The sequence below is a fragment of the Neobacillus sp. NRS-1170 genome, from assembly GCF_050468025.1.
Genome location: NZ_JBITPF010000049.1, coordinates 169279 through 190037 on the forward strand (window position 1 = coordinate 169279; position 20759 = coordinate 190037).

General features: G+C 34.2%; 22 protein-coding genes. 2 read left to right on the forward strand and 20 right to left on the reverse strand.

Annotated elements, in window-relative coordinates; translation table 11 throughout:
• Positions 1-71 precede the first annotated feature (71 nt).
• From ACIFOT_RS21300 to ACIFOT_RS21365, 14 genes are all read right to left on the reverse strand, one after another.
• Positions 72-1271 (reverse strand): acyltransferase family protein, encoded by a 1200-nt coding sequence (locus tag ACIFOT_RS21300; RefSeq protein ID WP_430067506.1) that lies wholly within the window; start codon positions 1269-1271, stop codon positions 72-74.
• Between the two features lie 29 nt (positions 1272-1300).
• Complete coding sequence (locus ACIFOT_RS21305; RefSeq protein WP_430067510.1) at positions 1301-2158, reverse strand: glycosyltransferase; 858 nt, start codon at positions 2156-2158, stop codon at positions 1301-1303.
• Between the two features lie 45 nt (positions 2159-2203).
• A complete protein-coding gene (locus ACIFOT_RS21310; RefSeq protein ID WP_430067513.1) occupies positions 2204-2941 on the reverse strand; it encodes a WecB/TagA/CpsF family glycosyltransferase in 738 nt (245 codons plus the stop codon).
• A gap of 13 nt (positions 2942-2954) precedes the next feature.
• Positions 2955-4133 carry an O-antigen ligase family protein gene (locus ACIFOT_RS21315; protein WP_430067515.1) on the reverse strand — a complete coding sequence of 393 codons (1179 nt, stop codon included), beginning with the start codon at positions 4131-4133 and terminating at the stop codon, positions 2955-2957.
• Positions 4134-4162: 29 nt separating this feature from the next.
• Complete coding sequence (locus ACIFOT_RS21320; protein ID WP_430067517.1) at positions 4163-5425, reverse strand: glycosyltransferase family 4 protein; 1263 nt, start codon at positions 5423-5425, stop codon at positions 4163-4165.
• 19 nt (positions 5426-5444) lie between these two features.
• Positions 5445-6590, reverse strand: coding sequence for a glycosyltransferase family 4 protein (locus ACIFOT_RS21325; protein WP_430067520.1), 1146 nt, complete (start codon positions 6588-6590; stop codon positions 5445-5447).
• Between the two features lie 5 nt (positions 6591-6595).
• A complete protein-coding gene (locus ACIFOT_RS21330) occupies positions 6596-7918 on the reverse strand; it encodes a flippase (protein WP_430067522.1) in 1323 nt (440 codons plus the stop codon).
• A 184-nt stretch (positions 7919-8102) separates the two neighbouring features.
• Positions 8103-9182: a GDP-mannose 4,6-dehydratase gene (gene gmd / locus ACIFOT_RS21335; RefSeq protein WP_430067524.1), complete on the reverse strand. Its 1080-nt coding sequence runs from the start codon at positions 9180-9182 to the stop codon at positions 8103-8105.
• Between the two features lie 17 nt (positions 9183-9199).
• The gene (fcl, locus tag ACIFOT_RS21340) at positions 9200-10141 is read right to left on the reverse strand and encodes a GDP-L-fucose synthase (protein WP_430067606.1); all 942 of its coding nucleotides are present in this window, start codon (positions 10139-10141) and stop codon (positions 9200-9202) included.
• A 21-nt stretch (positions 10142-10162) separates the two neighbouring features.
• A complete protein-coding gene (locus tag ACIFOT_RS21345; protein WP_430067609.1) occupies positions 10163-10807 on the reverse strand; it encodes a sugar transferase in 645 nt (214 codons plus the stop codon).
• Between the two features lie 55 nt (positions 10808-10862).
• A complete protein-coding gene (gene galU, locus ACIFOT_RS21350) occupies positions 10863-11756 on the reverse strand; it encodes a UTP--glucose-1-phosphate uridylyltransferase GalU (RefSeq protein ID WP_430067527.1) in 894 nt (297 codons plus the stop codon).
• 428 nt (positions 11757-12184) lie between these two features.
• Positions 12185-12949 carry a tyrosine-protein phosphatase gene (locus ACIFOT_RS21355; protein WP_430067530.1) on the reverse strand — a complete coding sequence of 255 codons (765 nt, stop codon included), beginning with the start codon at positions 12947-12949 and terminating at the stop codon, positions 12185-12187.
• A gap of 99 nt (positions 12950-13048) precedes the next feature.
• Complete coding sequence (locus tag ACIFOT_RS21360) at positions 13049-13750, reverse strand: CpsD/CapB family tyrosine-protein kinase (RefSeq protein ID WP_430067532.1); 702 nt, start codon at positions 13748-13750, stop codon at positions 13049-13051.
• Positions 13740-14480, reverse strand: coding sequence for a YveK family protein (locus ACIFOT_RS21365; protein WP_430067535.1), 741 nt, complete (start codon positions 14478-14480; stop codon positions 13740-13742). Before ACIFOT_RS21365 ends, ACIFOT_RS21360 begins: the two co-directional genes overlap by 11 nt.
• A 403-nt stretch (positions 14481-14883) precedes the next feature.
• Between ACIFOT_RS21365 and ACIFOT_RS21370 the strand changes: the two genes are divergently transcribed.
• Together ACIFOT_RS21370 and ACIFOT_RS21375 are read left to right on the forward strand one after the other, a co-directional pair.
• Positions 14884-15573 (forward strand): response regulator transcription factor, encoded by a 690-nt coding sequence (locus ACIFOT_RS21370; RefSeq protein WP_430067538.1) that lies wholly within the window; start codon positions 14884-14886, stop codon positions 15571-15573.
• Positions 15563-17062, forward strand: a complete 1500-nt coding sequence (locus tag ACIFOT_RS21375; RefSeq protein ID WP_430067541.1) for a sensor histidine kinase — start codon at positions 15563-15565, stop codon at positions 17060-17062. The genes ACIFOT_RS21370 and ACIFOT_RS21375 overlap by 11 nt, the downstream gene beginning before the upstream one ends.
• 34 nt (positions 17063-17096) lie before the next feature.
• Here the strand turns inward: ACIFOT_RS21375 and ACIFOT_RS21380 are convergent, their stop codons facing one another.
• The 6 genes from ACIFOT_RS21380 to ACIFOT_RS21405 all read right to left on the reverse strand — a co-directional run bounded on the left by ACIFOT_RS21380 (position 17097) and on the right by ACIFOT_RS21405 (position 20755).
• A complete protein-coding gene (locus tag ACIFOT_RS21380; RefSeq protein WP_430067544.1) occupies positions 17097-17630 on the reverse strand; it encodes a hypothetical protein in 534 nt (177 codons plus the stop codon).
• A gap of 200 nt (positions 17631-17830) precedes the next feature.
• Complete coding sequence (locus ACIFOT_RS21385) at positions 17831-17983, reverse strand: hypothetical protein (protein ID WP_223592337.1); 153 nt, start codon at positions 17981-17983, stop codon at positions 17831-17833.
• Between the two features lie 192 nt (positions 17984-18175).
• Complete coding sequence (locus tag ACIFOT_RS21390; RefSeq protein ID WP_430067546.1) at positions 18176-18637, reverse strand: NUDIX domain-containing protein; 462 nt, start codon at positions 18635-18637, stop codon at positions 18176-18178.
• A gap of 61 nt (positions 18638-18698) precedes the next feature.
• Positions 18699-18899 (reverse strand): hypothetical protein, encoded by a 201-nt coding sequence (locus tag ACIFOT_RS21395; protein WP_430067549.1) that lies wholly within the window; start codon positions 18897-18899, stop codon positions 18699-18701.
• A gap of 127 nt (positions 18900-19026) precedes the next feature.
• Complete coding sequence (locus tag ACIFOT_RS21400; RefSeq protein ID WP_430067551.1) at positions 19027-19533, reverse strand: CBO0543 family protein; 507 nt, start codon at positions 19531-19533, stop codon at positions 19027-19029.
• Between the two features lie 211 nt (positions 19534-19744).
• On the reverse strand, positions 19745-20755 hold the full coding sequence (locus ACIFOT_RS21405) for a DUF3231 family protein (RefSeq protein WP_430067553.1): 1011 nt from the start codon (positions 20753-20755) through the stop codon (positions 19745-19747).
• Positions 20756-20759 lie beyond the last annotated feature (4 nt).

Sequence of the window (20759 nt, forward strand, 5' to 3'; positions counted from 1 at the left end):
ATACAAATTGACTCTAAATTCTCGATTCATAGCATGATGACTTACTGTTATAAAACATCTAATTTTCTAAACTAGATTTTTATATCAATTCTTTTTTTATTACCTTTTCTTTCTGGTAAAATAATTATTTTTTTGCCTAAAAGAATAAATGGTTTTTCAATAAAATAATATAATAAATAAGATATTAGAAAAGTTACAGAAATAAACAGTACTAACGATACTAGCGCTACCTTTATCTTAGGAAAATTTATTAAGTTTACAACAAGTTTTAAGATAAGAGGTAAAGTAATCATATGAACAAGATATAAAGAGTAAGAAATATTTGCACCTACCTCGGCTAATCTTGTTGAAAGCAATTTTTTTATTGAGTTTAAGATTGTATATATCGTTTTTCCTGTGTATTTTTTTAAATTTTCTAGGAACATAAAGATTACTAAAATGGAAATTATAAAATTTGTTAATTTACTTTGAACAAACATCACAGCTAATAAAGTTATTATAAAGTAACCTATCTTTAATTGACTTTTTATCACTAATGCCATTACAGTTCCTAATATGAATAATGGAAGTTTGTAAATTAAGAGTGAAGGTTGTCCGTAATGAATGATTGATCCGGGTGTAAGATATAAACCAAACAACTTTGGTGCAACAAAAGAGAGCAATAAAAATAGTGTTAATATGAATAAAAAATATTTCTTTATTCTCCTTCCATTTGAAAATAACCACAGATATAAGAATGGAAAGACAATATAATACTGAATTTCTATAGACATACTCCACGCTGGAGGAAGTATGCTTGTTACGTAGTTGGGTATAAAACCATGGATAAAGGTTATATGAGATAATAAATTCAAAATACTTACGTTTTCAATATTCCTTTCAGTTCCCCAAGGAGTAACGTTATCCCCTGTAAAATAATATAGTAATTCTGCATTAAATTTTGAGGTCTCGCCTACCAATAAATAAGCAACAATGATTGATAAAATATAAACTGGATACAACCTAAATAATCTTCTTACCCAAAAATATAGAATCGTTTCTTTATAATTATTAGTTATTGGATTCAAATTGTGTTTATAAGTATATCCCATTAAAAAACCAGTAAGAACAATAAACCCATCAACTGCAACGCTTGCGGAAAGTAATACGCCTCCTGCGAAACCTAAATCAATAAACTTAGGGCCACCAATTGCAACATAGAAATGCGCAAGAGCAACCCAAAGTGCTAAGAAAAATCTAAATCCATGTAAAAATCGAGTATCCCTAGTCATTGATTACTCCCAAATTTATTTTAAATAAATTAAACCCATTCCTGATTAAAATGGTTAAATTGTAGTAAATCATTTTTATTAAAAAACTTTTTCACTTTTCTATGAGATAGCCAAAGAGGAATATCTGCCAAAGCTAATGCTTTATCAAAAAGAGTTGGTGTATCTGACACCTGAGCCATTTCCTCATAATATTTAGATTTATTTTCTGACAACTGTCCTTTATGATGTTTAAACCCTCCTAAATAAGCCTCCACTATCTTTAAAACTTCATTTTTAGAAAACTCGTACCAAATATAGTGATCTCCAGCATACTTTAGGTTTTCTAACTTATTATAATCTAAAAATCTATTCATATTACTTTTCCAAAAAGTAGATTCTTGTTGGATGAATGGAAGTTTTAGTGAGCCTATTAACTCTTTTCCATACAGACCTTTTACAATTAATTTTTGCCTATACTTATAAGGAAGATTTGCATGAACTATTTGCGAATCCTCATTATAATGTATATGCATTCCTGTTAACCAATTTATTTCTTTATATTGGTCAAAGACATCTAATACAATATCAAATGCACTTTTGGAATAAAAATCACCTGCGTTAATATATGCGCATATATCACCAGTCGCTCCTCTTATGCCTTTAACTATAGCATGATACATTCCTTTATCCTTCTCAGAATAAATTTTTATATCAGCATAATTTACCTTTTTTTGAGCCTCGTTAACAATATTGACTGTATTATCACTTGAATTACCATCATATATAATATATTCCAAATCCGCACGTCCATTTGTTATAGCGTTTTGGTTTACTACTGATTCGAAAGTCTCTAAAATATAATTTTCCGCATTATAACATGGTGTAATTATTGTAAACTTAGGTTTCAAATATTTACACTCCCTTCTAACTTTGCAAATATTGTTGAATTCTATTTATTTTTGGGATACTCTCTTCCAATAAATTTTTAAGACGAACATAGTATTATTGTATAAGTATCGTTTCCATAATCTTTTAGGATCTTGTATTAAACGAAATAACCATTCTAATCCAATTCTTTGTATAAATAAAGGTGCTCTCTTGATATTTCCAGTTAAGTAATCAAAAGCAGCCCCAACGCCAATCATAACACCATTTATATTATTCCTATTTTTATACATCCATATTTCCTGTTTTGGGCAACCTAACCCAACAAAGATTAAATCAGGATTTGTACTATTTATTTGGTGTATGAATTCTCTCTCTTCATTATTTTCCAGTTCACGAAACGGAGGTGATATTTTACCAACAATCTCTAGACCTTTGTTTAATATTTTTAGTTCCTTTTCAAGTTTATCTAGAGTTTCTTTTTTACTTCCATAGAGAAATACTCTATAATTTTCAAATTCACACAAATTTTTCATTAAGTTTGGGCCATCAACACGGTCCTGATTTTTATGTCCCCGATGTTTCAGGACCCATACTAAAGGCATCCCATCCGCAGTACATAAATCGGCAGTCTCTAATGCTTCCTTAAAATGTTTATCATTACTTGCCGTAACAACTGAGTGTGTATTACAAATACATACATATTTTGATTCTTTCTGATTTACCCAGTTTTTAATTAAATTTAAAACATCATTAAAATTAATAACTGAAATATTAGTAGAGATAATTTTTTCGGATTTCTTCATAAATGCACCTTCTCTAGATCTCCTCTTTTTTTTGCAAATAAATTACAGATGTTAAAAATGTTATCCAATAAAAATAATTGGCCAATATTATTCTTGTCTCAGTGATGTTAAGAAAAATAGTAACTAATAGGAAAAAAGAGATAAATGCAAATTTATTATTTTTCTCTTTCCTAAATTTATATATTGATAGTATGAGTCCTTTTAGGAGGATGAAAACAAATATATACAAACCTACTACTCCTAAATTTGCATATAAATCAACAAATCCATTATGACTACTATATATATCAATTCCAATCACTCTGGATATACTACTAATAATGCCTGTTTTCTCACTCCAAAATGCACCATATCCATATCCAAAGATCCAATCATTTCTCAAATAACTAAAAATAATTGGCCAGAATTCTGTTCTTCCAGTTAAAGTACTATCCTTTCCAAGTCCTACTAATATATTTTCAGAGTTATGAATTGTTTGCAAAACAATCAAGAGCACTAATGCTATACCAAAGCATAATATTGATACAAATAATTGTAATTTTAACTTCTTCCAATAAGAAAGAATAACTATATATGAAATCAGTATCACTAGTATAACTAATGATGTTGTAGATTTTGAAAAGTATAAACATATTATAGAAATAAGTGATAGGATCAAATAAATAAGACTTTTTTGCCTTTTATATGAAGTTTGCTGCAAAGTTACTTTTATAAAAAAGAAGATACTAGATAATAGCATCATAGTACCATATCCATTTTTATGAACATAAAGTCCTTTCCATGATCCTTTATGAAAGAAATCTGAATGTATCCCGTAACTAGGAAAGAAAGTAATAATAAAAATATTAAAAAATAATATAAATAAAAAAACTTTTTCAATAATTTTTATAAAGTCTTTATATCGAAATCTAGAAACTATATATAAGGCAAGTGAACTTGCAGTAAAAAAGAAATAAATCTCTTGTATGCTCTTTTCTATGTCCTTTGACCAAAAAATTGAAAAGCAAGTATAAATAATAAAAATGTATATTAATAAATTTTTCTTATTTAGTGCAAGGTATCTTTCCTTTTTCTTGCTAAAAACGAGGATTCTAACTAGGAGATACAATAATATTGTAGAATAGAAAAACCACAATTTATTATACAAGTAATCACCAAATAAACCACTTAATAATATAAGGAATACTGCCATTATTAAACTATCTATTTTATATTGGTACCTCATAATTGCACCATTTCTTTTTCCTGATTAATCAAATGCTCATATAATTCCAAATATCTTTTCCCCGTTATCCGTATATCAAAGTTCTTTTCTACCTTTTCTCTTGCACTAAAAGAAAGGTCCCTGTTAATGTTATGGGATAAAATCCACTCTATCCCTCTAGAAAAATCTTCTGTATCAAAGGGCTCTGCAAGATATCCATTCTTATGATGATCTACAATATCAACTAAACCGGTGGCTCCAAAAGCAACTACTGGTGTGCCGCAGGACATTGATTCTGATGCAGTTTGGCCAAAAGATTCCTGTCTAGAAGGGACACACATCACATCAGCTGCAGAATATAATGCAACCATCATTTCTTCGTTATGAATATGCCCTAAGTTATGCACTTTATACTTTAAGTTGTTGGTTTTACTAGTATCATCGCCACCAAAAATTACAATTTCTGTCTCATTCGGAGATAAATTTAGTTTGTTTATTGAATCTATCAATAAATCAAAACCCTTGTTTTTATCCTCTGTACTATACATCGCTCCAAATAAAATTAAATTTTTTTCTTTAGGTAAATGTAATAGTTCTCTTGAGTATTCTTTATCTACAGGTTTAAAGAGATCAGTATCCAAACCATTAGGTATTATATGAATCTTTTTACCATAAAATAGAGAGCTTTTCCCAGCGCATTCAGCCATCCATTTACTAGGAGCAACTAAAGTAAAGTTTCCTTGTGAGTAGTGCTTCTTTTTTCTTTCCCAAATAGCTCTACTAAGATCATAATTCATATTTGAATTTAACTGGGGACACTTACCACAGCTTTCAACATACCGCATGCAATTCCCTGGTACATTACACCCACCAGTAAAAGACCAAGAGTCATGTAAAGTCCAGACTACTTTGTCTCCCATTTTCGGTATATGTCTAATAGGTACATAGCCCGCATTAATCCAATGCAAGTGAATAATATCAGGGTATGCTTTATCGATTTTTCTAAGCATTGAATTGTTCCTAAGCCAACCAACATTCCAAGGATTTATACTACGGTTTTTATATAAATTTAAGGGGAAGGCATCAATATATGGCCTTAAAAAGTTTATTAACTTATTATATTTACCAATTGGGCCGAAAACAGATTTATCAATACCTTTTTTACTCTGGACTAAGTACACTGATTCGTGTCCTAGAGATTTAATGACTTTATGCAACCGATATGTTGCCTTTGCTGCACCACCATCAATATCTGAAGTATTCAGCATCACTACATTCATATTTTTATTCCTTTACATTTTAAGTTTGTTCATCTATACATTTTTTGTACTTCTCTGCAATAACTTTTAAATCATAGTTTTCTTGAACATATTTTCTTCCATTTTCACGTAAAATATTATAATAATTTCTATCATTTATTAATTTTTCTAAGGAGTTTGTTATTCCAACTATATCTCTTTCATTAACAATTTCTGCAATATCATTTTCCCTTAGAACATAGCTTATCCCACCACATGTTGAAGTGACTATAGGCAATCCACAAGACATTGCCTCTATATTTGAAACTCCAAAAAACTCCTCCCACTCCATTACTGAAATCGGATGATTAATAAATATATCTGCATTTTGATAAATATTGACTAAATCTTTATGTGGGACATTTCCTATAAATTCAACATTTTCTTCCAATTGATTTTCTTTAATTATTCTCTCTAGAAAAGCTTTTGCTTCTCCCCCACCTACAAGTTTCAACTTAACATTGGGATGCTTTTTAATTAATGGTTTGAGTGCACTAATTATATACTGTATCCCCTTCTCAACAACAAACCTTGATACACATAAAATCACTATTTCTTCTCTTTCAGATGAATATTCGGATGGTTTAAAAATTGTTGTATTTACCGGATGACCCATTACTATGAACTTCTGAGATGTATCATTATTAAAAAGACCAATCTCTTTAAATCTTTCTGCTACTTTAGGAACAGTAATCCAAATTATTTTTGCTTGTTTAAGTGCCCACTTTGATATTCTATTATTAATTTTACCTATAAACCCCATTTTTACTCCAGGAACTGTTAAAGAGGCATCATAGATTAATGGAATATTTAAGATTTTACTCGCGTACGCGGCCAATAAACCTTGTTTATATATAGTTGGATCTGAGCTTAAGATCCAATCAAAGCCTTTAAGATTTTTTAATACTTTTTTCTGAAACATTATAAAATTAATAGGAAATGGACTCCTAGGAAAAGTGGCCCATGAAATTTTAGGAATATTGACAATCATAAAGTCTGGATCAAAAAAATCATCCTCTTCATCCTTTATGATTACAAACTCCCAATTAAAATGGTTCTGGAGATATCTATATATCTCCAGCATTGCTTCAAAGGCAGATTTATTTGCTACAATTCCAGGTCTAAATATAACAATCCTTTTTGACATACTTCTTATTTCTCCCATTTTAAAATATTTAATAAATCTTTTATTCTTATAATTATTAGAAGAGACTTGGTCTGCATTTTTGTACTGATTGATATTTTAGAAAAAAAGAAGTTTATACCATGGGCTTGAAACCAATATGAAAATAACGATGCAAACGCTGCACCTACTCCTCCATATTTTGGTATCAGTATTAAATTTAACAATATATTAATAATGCAGCCACTGAGGGAGGAAATAAAATGAATTTTCCCCCAATTAAATGAATTTAAATATGCTGTTCTTGCTAATCCCATATTCACAAATAAACCAATCCAAATATAAATCGAAAGTATGGGAGCTGCATGTATAAATTCATCTCCATATAGTAATGTAATAATGTATGGGGATAGAACACTTATAGTTATAGCAATTATATATCCTAATAAAGCCATAAAATCATAAAGCTTCTGTAATCTTTTGTAAAATAGCTCAAGGTTATTATCTTTTTCTTTTACTATGATTGGATAAATTGAAGACACTATCGCAACAGGTACAAAATACCATAACTCTCCTAATTTAACTGCAACAGAATATATACCTACTTCCTGATTACCATTCATTATCCCAATCATTATCTGATCTATTCTCATGTATAACATTATAGCCAGACCTGAAAGAATAAGGGGCCAACTGTCTTTCATTAATGATTTAGCGATTATTATTGAAAACTTCCATTCTTTTAGAATACCTACCTTTAATTTATATACAATAAGATAACCTATAGATAATAGAAGCATTTCTAGCGCACTTAAAAAGGCAAACATTATAAGAGAAGCTTCATTTAATATGAAAAACAATTTTATTATTGAAGTAATAAAAAAAGAAACACTTTGAGCATAAACAGAAAATTTGGAATTAAGTTGGGACTGAAACCATAAATCAATGGTACTAAAACAAACAAAAATATTCCCAGTAGATATAATTGCACACAAAATCACAATGTTGGAATCATTTGGTTCAACAATCATTATTGATAATATTGAAAACAGAATTGATAATAATCCGCCTACTAACTTTAAATAAAAAGCAGTTCCTAGGTAGACATAAGAGTCTTTAGGTGATTGAACTAAATTCCTAATTACAATATTATCTAAACCTAAATTAGCAATGGCAGCCATAAGTCCTACAAAAGATTGTGCATAATTTAATGCACCAAATCTCTCTGCTCCAAGATAGCGTGCCACCCAAACACCTACTATAAGACTAACTGCCATTCTTGATATCTTTTCAAGAACTAACCAACTAGCATTGTTAATTATTTTATTAGATATAAAAACTCTCTTAATCATAATTTAGATACTTCTTTCTCTTTTTTATGATAAAAAGAGAGACACCAAGTCTCTCTTTTTTAACATTCTAAGATAGCTCGTATAATAATGCATAGATACTCTAACTAATTTCTTCATCAGCTTTAGTGATTTGTCGTGTGAAAATTCCTAGTCAATATCATTACTACAATGTCACAAGTATTACTCAATCAAACATTTTTTTCACTTTTTCTTCCTTCTTAACTTTGTTCATATCTGCTTCAACCATTATGCGTACTAATTCATCAAATGGCGTTTTTGTTGGATTCCAACCCAATAGCGTTTTTGATTTGGTTGGATCTCCTAATAGTTGATCTACCTCAGCTGGACGGAAGAATTTAGGATCAACTTCTACAATAACCTCACCAGTTGCTTTGTTTATCCCTCTTTCTTCTACACCATTTCCTGTCCATTCGATTTGAATATCAACATGTTTAAATGCAAGTTCTACGAATTCACGTACTGTATGCATTTCACCAGTTGCTATAACGAAATCCTCTGGTTTATCATGTTGTAGAATTAGCCACATACATTCAACATAGTCTTTCGCGTAACCCCAGTCACGTAAAGAATCCAAGTTACCAAGTGATAATTTCTTTTGCTTTCCTTGTGCAATTCGTGCTGCCGCAAGTGTTATTTTACGTGTTACAAATGTTTCACCACGACGCTCTGATTCATGGTTAAACAAAATTCCGTTTACTGCAAACATATTGTAGGATTCACGATAATTCTTTGTAATCCAGAATCCATAAATTTTTGCTACACCATATGGAGAACGTGGATAAAATGGTGTTGTTTCTTTTTGTGGAACTTCTTGAACTTTACCAAATAGTTCTGAGGTAGAAGCTTGATATACACGAGTTTTCTCCATTAATCCTAAGATACGTACTGCTTCAAGAATATTTAATGTCCCTTTAGCATCTACATCTAATGTATATCCTGGCATGTCAAAGGAAACACGAACATGTGATTGAGCAGCTAAGTTGTAGATTTCATCAGGTTGAATTTCACCTATGATTTTAGTTACATTTAGGGCATCAGTTACATCTCCATAATGAAGATGGAAGTTACTATTATTTAATAATGCATTTGCCTCTTCTTCTGTCAGAAGATCTTCTAAGCGCTCTTGATTATAAGAAGAGCTCCGGCGGATAATTCCGTGCACCTCGTAGCCTTTTTCTAATAAAAACTCTGCTAAATAGGATCCGTCTTGTCCAGTTACACCTGTAATTAATGCTTTTTTCATTTTGTCCTCCGATTATGTTAATTTACTTTTGTTAGTTGGTTATCTAAAAACCATTGGTAAGCTTTCTTTAATCCTTCTTCTAATGAAGTAGCTGCTTTCCAGCCCAAAGAATTTAGTTTTGTTACATCGACTAATTTCCTTGGTGTACCGTCTGGTTTGGTTGTGTCGAACTGTATCTCGCCTTCATATCCAATTACATCCTTGATCTTTTCGGCTAATTCTTTAATTGGAAGGTCTTCACCTACTCCGATATTTACAATTTCATTACCGGAATAATTATTGATCAGGAAAACACATGCATCAGCAAGGTCATCAGAATATAAGAATTCACGTTTTGGTGTTCCTGTACCCCATACCTCTACAAATGGAGCATTGCTTTCCTTTGCTTCATGGAACTTGCGGATTAATGCAGGCAATACATGAGATGTATGAAGATCAAAGTTATCATTTTCTCCATATAAATTAGTTGGCATTACTGAAATATATTCTGTACCATATTGACGATTATAGGATTGACACATTTTGATTCCAGCAATTTTTGCAATTGCATATGCATCATTTGTTGGCTCAAGCTCACCGGTTAAAAGATATTCTTCTTTTAACGGCTGTGGAGCCATTTTTGGATAAATACATGTGCTGCCAAGGAATAATAGTTTTTTCACATCATTGCGATAGGCTGCATCAATTATATTCGTTTGAATTAACAAGTTGTCACGGATAAAGTCAGCTGGATATTCGTTGTTGGCAACAATTCCTCCGACCTTTGCAGCAGCTAAAAAGACAAACTCAGGCTTTTCTTCTGCAAAGAAGTTGTCTACTGCCATTTTATCTCTTAAATCCAATTCTTTACTTGTACGATATACAAGGTTAGTATAGCCCTTTTCTTCAAGTTTTCTTACAATTGCAGAACCTACAAGACCACGGTGTCCTGCTACATATATCTTTGAGTCTAAATTCATCATTTAGGTTATACCTCTTTTCTAGAATGCATCTTTCGATCCGAATAATACTAGGACCGTTTTTAACATTATTTTTATATCAAAAAGGAAAGATCGTTTGTGTATGTATTGAAGATCCAATTCCACCATTTCTTCAAACCCAACACTATTCCTGGCACTGACTTGCCAAAGCCCAGTACATCCTGGTGTTACTAATAAACGCTGTTTATCATAATTTGAATAAACAGCTACCTCCCTAGGAAGCGGCGGCCTTGGTCCCACCAAACTCATGTCCCCTTTTAGTACATTAAAAAGCTGTGGGAGTTCATCAATGCTTGTCTTTCGAATAAATTTCCCTACTTTTGTAATCCGAGGATCGTCCTTCATTTTAAACATAGCACCAGAAACTTCATTATATTTTAGTAACTCTGCTAGTTTTTCTTCCGCATTGGACACCATGGAGCGGAACTTGTACATTTTAAATTCTTTTCCATTTAGCCCTACACGTTTTTGTGAGAAGAAGACCGCACCTTTTGGGTCTTCAAGTTTTATTAATATCGCTAAAATGATAAAGAGGAAACTTAACAGGATAATTCCTATTGACGAACCTATTATATCTATCAATCTTTTAGCAAAAAGGTAAGTTTTTCTCTCATTAATATTCAAATTATTACCTTGTGATTCTATTAAGGAAACCTCTTGATTCGCTAAATTTGACAACCTTGACCCCTTCCTTCTCTCTCTATAACATTTCTTTTTCTTTTTCAAATGTGGAAACTAGATTTTTTAGGTAATCTAGCATATCATCATGGAGGTCTTCGTGCTGCATCGCAATTTCAATAGTTGTTTTGACAAAGCCAAATTTCTCTCCTACATCATAGCGTTTCCCTTCAAAATCGTAAGCAAATACCCTTTGAATTTGATTTAATTTCTGAATAGCATCTGTTAATTGAATTTCCCCGCCTGCTCCTTTTTCCTGACGGTCAAGGAACATAAAGATTTCTGGTGTTAAAATATATCGGCCCATTATCGCAAGGTTAGAAGGCGCAGTACCAAATTTAGGTTTTTCTACAAAGTTATTAACTTGATAGAGTCTTCCTTCTCGAGAAGCAGGATCAATAATTCCATAACGTTGTGTTTCTTCGTCAGAAACAGTTTGTACCCCAATTACAGAAGAAAATGTTTCTTCATATTGATTAATTAACTGACGTAAACAAGGTGTATCACTTTGAACGATGTCATCCCCTAGTAGGACTGCAAAGGGTTCGTTACCAATAAAGTTACGAGCACACCAAACCGCATGACCAAGACCTTTTGGTTCCTTTTGTCGGATATAATGAATATCTGCTAGATTTGTAGCATATTGAACTCGATCTAATATTTCAAACTTTTCTTTTTCTATTAAATTTTGTTCAAGCTCTAGTGCGTTATCAAAATGGTCTTCAATGGCACGTTTTCCTTTACCTGTAACAATGATAATGTCTTCAATACCTGATGCTACCGCTTCTTCAACTATGTATTGAATAGTTGGTTTATCTACGATGGGTAACATTTCTTTTGGCATTGCTTTTGTAGCTGGTAAAAATCTTGTCCCTAATCCAGCAGCAGGGATAATTGCTTTTCTAACTCTTTTCAACGTTTCTTCCTCCTATTATTATTTTGTTAATCTAATAAACTCTTTTCCCCACTAAAGCTCATGGGCAAAAAATAAATATCTAATGGAATTGCAAGTGCTTTCACACTTATTCTTTCATTAGATATTTATTGTTTTGATTTGTATTTCAATGGGCATCTAACCCATCCTCACGTCATTCTCTCGACAACACATGTCTAAGGTCCTCGTAAAAAAGACCCACAGAATGACCGAGTGCCCCCATGGATAACGGACAGGGAGGCCTCGCCGTTCAGGTGATCAAGCCTGAAAAAGATGTTCATTTGTTAGCTTTCTCATTGGCTTACTTGGTTAAATGAAAAAATTCGCCGACCCGCAAGCCCTTAAGGGGCGAAGACAGAGGCGTAGTTGAATTTATGCGTTCAGAATTTATGAATATTAATTCTGATTAGCTAAAATATTTTAAAAAACTTTTTCTTTTTGATTCTTTCAGGTACTTCTTTATAAATATGACTTCCTTCTAATAAAAGAGCAGCATTTTCTTCAAATAAATAAACTAATTCATTTCCATACTTTTTTTGGATCATGTCAAATGCTTCTCTCATCTTAAACGTCCGACTGCTAGTATTATGAGCATCAGATGCAATAAAATGAGTGAGATTTGCTTCGATTAATTGTAGAGAAAAACTCTTAATCTTCTTCCCAAAATCTCCGCAAATGCTAGCAGCCGTTACCTGTGATAATGCTCCCTTTTTCACAAGTTGATATAAAATCTCTGGTCGTTCAATGATTTCTTGATTTCGTTCTGGATGGACGATTACTGGAATGAGACCTTTCATCTGAATATCAAAAAATAGCTTTTCAGTATAACGCGGTACATGGCTGGATGGAAGCTCAACTAATAGATATGGGGTATCATTTACTGGCAGGATTTCTCCTGACTCGTACCCTTCAACCATTTCGCCATATATCCGCGCTTCCTGCCCTGGAAGAATCTTTACTTCTAAATTTTCTTGTACTAACGCTTGATTTAGTTCTTCAACTCTAGCAATAATTTGAAGCCTCGCGTTTTCATAGCTATTGTTTAAATGGTGCGGGGTTGCTACAATCGTACGAATCCCTTGTTCAACAGCTTTTTTTGCCATCTTAATGCTTTCTGATAAATCCTTTGCCCCGTCGTCTACTCCAGGCAAAATGTGACAATGTAAATCAATCATCAGTCCCACTCTTTCCAAGATTTTGTTAATTTTCCATAACTTTCATAATAGTAACACTATCGAAAGAGTTGGTAAAGAATGTTGTTTTGTCGAAATTTGTTACTTTGAACCATAATAATAGTAATAGTCGTTTTTCTTAATTTCTTTATGGTTTAGCACTACACCTAGTAGTTTGCTCTGGGCATTTGCGAGCAATTCTTTGGCTTTTTTCGCTTTTTCGATTTCTGTTTTTTCACTATATACCACAAGAATCGATCCATCACATTGATTGGCCAAAATTTGCGGATCGGCTACTGCTAATAATGGCGGTGTATCGAATAATACATAGTCGAACTCTCTTTTTGCCTCTTCTATGAATTGTTCCATTGATTTTGAGCTTAATAGTTCAGCTGGATTTGGCGGAATAGGCCCGCTCGTTAATATAAATAAATGCTTCTCCTCTGTAGCAAGAACGGCATTTTCAAGTTTAGCCTGTTTTGTTAATACGGTTGTAAAGCCAACAAGGTTATTTACAGCAAACGTATTATGAACAGTCGGTTTGCGCAGGTCAGCATCGACTAATAATACCCGTTTTCCAAGCTGAGCAAATGTAATGGCTAAGTTCGCAGCTGTCGTTGATTTCCCTTCTGCTGGACCTGAGGAGGTAATCATAATCGTTCTTAATTCTTCATCAACAGACGAATACTGGATATTGGTTCGGATGGTCCGGTATTGTTCAGAAATGGGAGATTTCGGGTCAATGGCAGTAACCAGCTTTCTTCTATTGCCATTACCTGTGATTTTTTTCTTTTTAAGCGCCAATGTTCTCATCTCTCCCCGGTTTATTTCTGGATGCTTTCAATTCTTCTATCTTCTGATCATCAATAGTTGCGATGACACCTAAGATGGGAAGACCTAGTATTTTTTCTACATCTTGTTCGTTTTTAATGGTGTTATTGAAGTACTCAAGTAGGAAGGCAATTCCAACACCAGCCATTAATCCAACAACAATGGCAATTGCAACATTTAATAATGGTCTTGGTTTAATTGGAGATGGATTTTCAGAAACATCCGCTTTAGTCCAAATACTCACATTGTCCACATTCATGTTATTTTTGATCTCTTTCTTAAACACTTCAACCGTTTTGTTGGCAATTTGCGCAGCTAACCTAGCATCAGGATCCTGAACCGACAAGTTAACAAGCTGGGAATCCTTTTCGCTCCCCACTGTAATCTTTCCTTTTAATTGTTCATACGTATAGTCTAAATCAAGGTCTTTGGAAACGATATTTAATATCCGCTTGCTGGTAATGATCGCATTATAGGTATTAATTAATTGAAGGTTTGTTTGAATTTCATTTGGGTTGTACACACTTTGATCATTTTTCTTTTGGTTCACGAGAATTTGTGTTGAAGCTTGGTAAATCGGGGTTAAGAAATAGTAACTTACAATTCCACTGATTAATCCGGCAATGACGGTTATCGAAACGATTAATAGCAATCGTTTTTTCAAAGTTTCGAGCAACTCTTTTAAACTTATAGTCTCTTCCATTTCGTCCTCCTGAATGCGTAAATACAAAACGTTGTCTATTATATCACAATTCGTCACATTTTTATATTATTTGTAAAATAATTGTCATAAATTAATTGCTACATAAATTATTAAACAACTTTTTGTAAGAAATTTGAAGAGGAAATAGGAAATTGGAATATTTTTTCATTCTGGACTACATCAATTGCGGAGTCTTGCACTAATATTATTTAATAGGTACACAAGTCCTATTAAACTACAATACACAGAATATCACCACTTACCATTTAGTGAATGCTTTCTGACAGGATTGTAAGAATTATTTCGTAAAATGGTCATAGCTCTCAAAAGGGCTACCGAACTGTATATGGAAACTTAATATTTTTAGCCTTATTGTAAAATAATTATTATAGAGGTGGAGAATTTGCGATTATTAATTTTGGATGATGATGTGGAGATTGGGTCTTTTTTGCAGGAGATGTTACAAGAAGCATCCTTTGAGGTGGATTACTACAATAATGCGAAAGACACGTATAATGCTGCTCTCAAAAACGAATATGACCTCATGATTTTAGATATAACGTTAGATCCTTATGCCCATCATGGCTTAATGTCTTCTGGCTTTGACGTGGCCAGAATGGTAAATGAAAAAAAGACTGTTCCCTATATATACCTTACAGCTAGAGCGGATCCGGCTGATGTTACACAAGGGCTGTATTCCGGGGCGGAGGATTATATTACAAAGCCGTATAATATACCGGTATTGATTGCAAAAATTCAAACCGTGATACGAAGATTACAAAATTCGTCTAAGCCTTATATCAGCATATTATCTTACAAAGACCTGACCATATCCTTAATCAGTCGTCGAGTAACGGCAGGGAAACAGTTGGTTCATCTAAGCCCTACACTGTTTGACATCCTTGTATGCTTAGTAAAAAGCAGAAACCATGCCGTTTCACGCGAGGAAATAGCCAAAGAAGTATGGGGGTACGACGAAATATCCGATTCTGACAAAAACAAAATTGATGTAGCCATTAAGCGTTTACGCGAGACGCTTCCCTATGATTACATCCAAACGGTACGAGGGGTAGGATATCTCCTTGAAGACTAATGTATCTGAATCAAAACGTTTATCTGCTCGTCTGTCTACTCGGATCGCCTTCATTGTTTCGATTATTTTTGTTGTCTTATTTTTCATCCGTACACCCTTTCTTCTGCTTGCTGAATTAGATAAGGTAGTGACCTATCGCTATCAGTGGCAAAATATGAAGGTTAAAACAGGGCCGGATCTCCTGGGCGTCCCAGATCGTGTGATGCCTCAAAAAATAAAAGATAGGCATTTCCAATTGTTGGCCGGAGATGTATATTGTATCGTTACTTACAACCGGGATACCCAAATGCTCTCCGAGTACAATTCTAAGGCCAAACTTCATGTACCGGTGAGTCAATCACACATGTCTTGTGGGGATGTTCCCATGACCCGAACTCCGCCATTTTTTCATGTACTCACTAACATGACGGTAGAAGGCTATCGGTTTTTATTAGGACATGGCTTTTTTCAAATAAATAAAAACATCCATTTTGTAAAAGATCACGATCTTTATTTTACCTATGTAAGCAAATCGGTGGATGTACCTGGATTTCGCGGAGAAATTCGTACCTATGTGAATATTGAGTATGCCTACTTCCTGCGAATCAAAACCATTTTATTTCAAATGGTTACGGCCTTTTTCATGATTTATATAGCAGCCTTTTTGGCAGCTTATTACGCTGCTAGAGATATTTTCAAACCATTACATACGGCCTTAAAAAAGTTAATCCATGTGAACAAAGATAATTTTCGTGAAAGAATTCCTTATCATTCAAAAAATAATTCCTATCTAAATCAATTAATAGATGAAGTGAATTTTATTTTAGAACGAGCAGAACAAGCGGTTCTCTCTCAACAGCAAAGCGCTCGGGAAATTACCCATCAAATCCGGACACCGCTGCAGTCGATCCTGCATTCCGTTGATTATTTTCGAATGTTCGGATTTAAAAATGAAAAAAAGGTAGAAGAACGGCTCGATATGATTGCTTCACAGGTTGAACGCATTTCTTCTATGACAGAGAAGATTATTACGTTGTCAAAATTACAAGAAATAGAAACAGAAGATGGGCACTCCTATAGTTTGTCCCATCATCTGATTGATTACCTTGATCGGAAAATGATGGATGACGAGAAAATTACTTATGAGATGAGGATACAAGAAGGGATCTTCACCTCTATTCCTTATGAGCACATCCTGCATATATTGGATTCCCTAATGGAAAATGCAGTGAAGTATTCGTTTGAACCAAAATGGATTTATACGGGATTGTCCTCAGATGGAGCGAGTATTCAAATCACCATCAAAAATAGAGGCGTGGAAATACCAGAGGATGAACTGGATCAAATCTTTGAACATTCTTATCGGGGGAAAGCTGTCCAAAAAGATTACGCCGGAACCGGATTAGGTTTAGCGGTTGCCAAGAGATTTGTGGAGCTGCACAAAGGCCGGACGGATGTTACCAGTAAAAATAATATTACTACCTTTGTCGTTACTTTACCTAATAAATGAAAATGACTCAAGAATAACTTGGGTCATTTTCATTTCATTGATAATTTACCTTTTTATGTTTTCGATACACCTTATTTTCCATAATGTGCCCGAGGATACCCATTAGCAGTCCGAACACAATCCCGTTCACAACAGGATAATCCAAGAATCGAATCGCGTGATGGTCTATGATAAAGCCGCCATCGTGCCAGAAAAGCCCGAAATCCATTCCGATGACCAATCCAAGGAAGAAACCGGAGAAATAGGTTCTCATTAGCCCTTCTTTCCCTGCAAGTTTTTCATTATTTGCTCTAGCGGAATTATAGGCCTGCCAGATGGCGTAACCATAAATCGATGGATAAAAAAGCCCCCAGCGATAATTAATCGAATGATGAGAAGAATTTATATCACCTATAAAGGTAGTGATAAGGGAAAGATTTAAGTTTGCGTTCAAATTCACGACAAACTCCAAGACAATCAGGGCAAAGCCGACAAGATAATCCTTATTGTATAATTGGCCGAATCCCGGAAGAACAACTGACCACAACATTGCAGCATTGGGAGATTTATATTGTCGATTTTGCCTCATTGTCATTTTCACCTCTGATGGAATTATATGACATATATTTTCTACAATTAATTGCCAAATTCCTCCTGGTTCACAATTTTCAGTCATTATGTCATGCCATTTTTTTACTACTTAGGAAGTAATTCCTATAGTACTTAATGGTTACCCCATAAAAAACAAAAAACTGCCGATTACCTCAGGCAGCATTCTAATCTATATATTTAGCTAATCATCATATTCTTGAGATCGACTTTTATATCTTCAATTAATTTTTCCGGTGTCATTCCATTCTCATTGAGGCCCTTTTCATATGCCTTCTTCACAATCTCTGAAAAATCGGCGAGATTCGAGTTATTTTTATCTTCTCTATCCAAAATCGACTATCCTCCTTGTATTATTATTAGTTACATATTTTACTAGAATAAAGCATCAATGTAAACATATTACCAGTTATAAATTGTGGAAAATATAAGAATATTGTCGAAGATTTGAAGTAACAAGGAATGTAAAACAAAAAGATAAGCCAGTCCTCCGTAATGGACTGGCCTTTTGAAATCCCATAAATGCTACATGAATTTTTTCATGCTTCCTTTTAATTCAGCGAGCTTTTCTTTAATAAATGGCTCCATTTCTTCAGGCAATTGATTTAATGGGAAAAATTCAGCCTCAATCGCCTGATTCTCATCCGGCGTGATTTCTCCTTCATAGTCCGTACATATATAACCTATTGCCACTATCTGATACTCATTACTGCCGTCCTCGGGTTTTTCCATTAATGCCCCGCCGGAAAATACCCCAAATAAGGATAATTGGTTCAACTTTAATCCGATCTCTGTTTGTACATTTCTTTTTAAACAATCTTCAACCGATTCATCTAACTGCAAGATCCCGCCAGGTATTCCCCAGCTGCCGCCCGAAAACCTACTCAGCAATATTTCTCCTTGATGATTTATGACCGCAACACTTGGCCGCACGATGATCAAAGGGGTGTTCCCAATCATGCTTCTCATCAATTCGCAATAATCCATAATCAAGCCTCCTATCGTTATGTATCCAAGGAGCAACCTACTCCTTTTTAGTAGGTAATAGTCAGCCACCTTTCACACAAGTAGTCATTGAACTGCCAACAAAATCATTTAATTCCTTTAGGAGAGCGGGCAGTGCATTTGGTTTAACAACTGCTTCTAAGGGCGTTTCCATTATGGGAACATGATATTGTTTCAAAATGGTTGCTGCCCCTTCCCAAACCTCTACAATCGCTTTTGGTGACATGTTTGACTGAATGACCATTTTTTAACCAAGCTCCTTGAGTCTTTTATCATTCTTCTTTATCAATATATTACCATAGGCAGTTAAGTTTGCTGAGGCACAAAGATAACGAATGGGAACGAGAAAAAGGGCTGTTCAGGACCAGCCCCTATTTAATCGGTACATGAAAATAATTAACCATAAACACGATGATTACGATGGAAATTCCGTAGGTAAGAAACGGCCGGCTGTAATGCAGTCGAATCATCCCGAACATGGCTAAGTAAAACATGGGTTCCATCCAATACTCATATCCATGAATGAGGAGCAGCCGGCCCCATTTTACAAATGGATATTCTACTAGTAATGCACCAATAATCCAGGTGAGAAGATATCCAGCCTGTTTCGGCAGCGGCTTGGAGAAGGGAAAGTGGCTTAAAAAGATCAAGGTAATTGAAGGTAGATTGATAAATGAATAAAATAATTCCACCATGAAATGAGATTTGGGCAAGAAGTCGGGTCGATATTTCCAAAGCAAATGGTCTCTGCACAGGACAGCATAAAGTAAATTACAGGTGATCACATAGAAGATGGTATGAATGTATTTTTGCCAATGCCGCCAATCACCTTTCCAAAATGCAAATATAAATAGGCTGAATGTTAACAGAGCGTGCATGACTCTCCTCCAAACGAAAACCGTACCATTTAATTGTGGATGGCTATTTTATATGTAAATTGAAAATCATTCTCATATTATTTTTTCCATTACGAGCGTAATCATACTGAATGGTATCTTGAAAAAATGTAACTTGTATTGTTTCTGATATTGCAATAAAAAAATGGCTCATGAGCCATTTCTAGTTTCCAATATCTAATTAAGAAAGACTTCATTTTTCCTTCATCGCTAATTCCCTTCTGTCTTCGGCTAAAGGAGGTTGTTCGAGCCAGCCATTATCAATCATCATATCCATCCAATCGTTTCCAATTTTCACGTCACCAGAAATGGCCATCATGTAATGTGGGGTCAAATCCCTTCTGGGTGCCGATGCCCATCCCGTCCCGTAATACACCATTGCGGTTGAAAATAAAAATCCGACTTGAAACATCATTAGCTTTTCTGAAAACGGAGAAGTGATAGAATCCGTAACTTCCGCTTCTAATATGGGCGGTGCAGGCAGATTTTCCTTATTCAATAGGTCAATAAACATTTTGATGTGGCTGTCTTTTGTTTTCACGGCATCCAAAAAAAAGTCTCGAACTTTCTTTGACTGAGCGACCTGACAAAAGGCAACTGTGACTGCTTTCGCCATGATGCTCTTCTTCAAATTAAAATAAATATCGGTAATCTCAATACAGCTTAACGGCCTTTTTTCTCCAAGCCATCCCGCAATAAAGCTTTCGTCTTTGACAAAATCAGGCTTTTCAGGTGGGTAAACCACAGGGGGGCGATAGTATAAGCCTTTTTCCATCAAAATATTCTTTGTCAGATTACACAATTCAACTGACGAAGCATTACAACTCGTAAAATATTCACGAACGTCATGTCGAGAACTGGTGGTGACCGCCCCACTGTACCCATGACAGCCATGGATAGACATGATATTTAAAAAATGCAGACACAATACATCAGAAAAAAGACGTGGTGTGTTTGGAATCATGTCATGATTCGTAAATCCGATTGGAATTGGAAAACCTTCATTTAGAAAGAATTCTTTTATTTTCTCCAAATGTTGGGTACCGAGAGAAATCGCATATTCAAATACATCTATGATTTCCTTGTCCTCCAGGTGTTCCACCATGTGTTTATGAAAGCAAAGCCCTGCTGTTTCGTTTAAATATTGTGTCCAGAGGGCAGCAATCTCTGCGGATGTCAATTTGGTTTCATGATTGGAATTCACACAA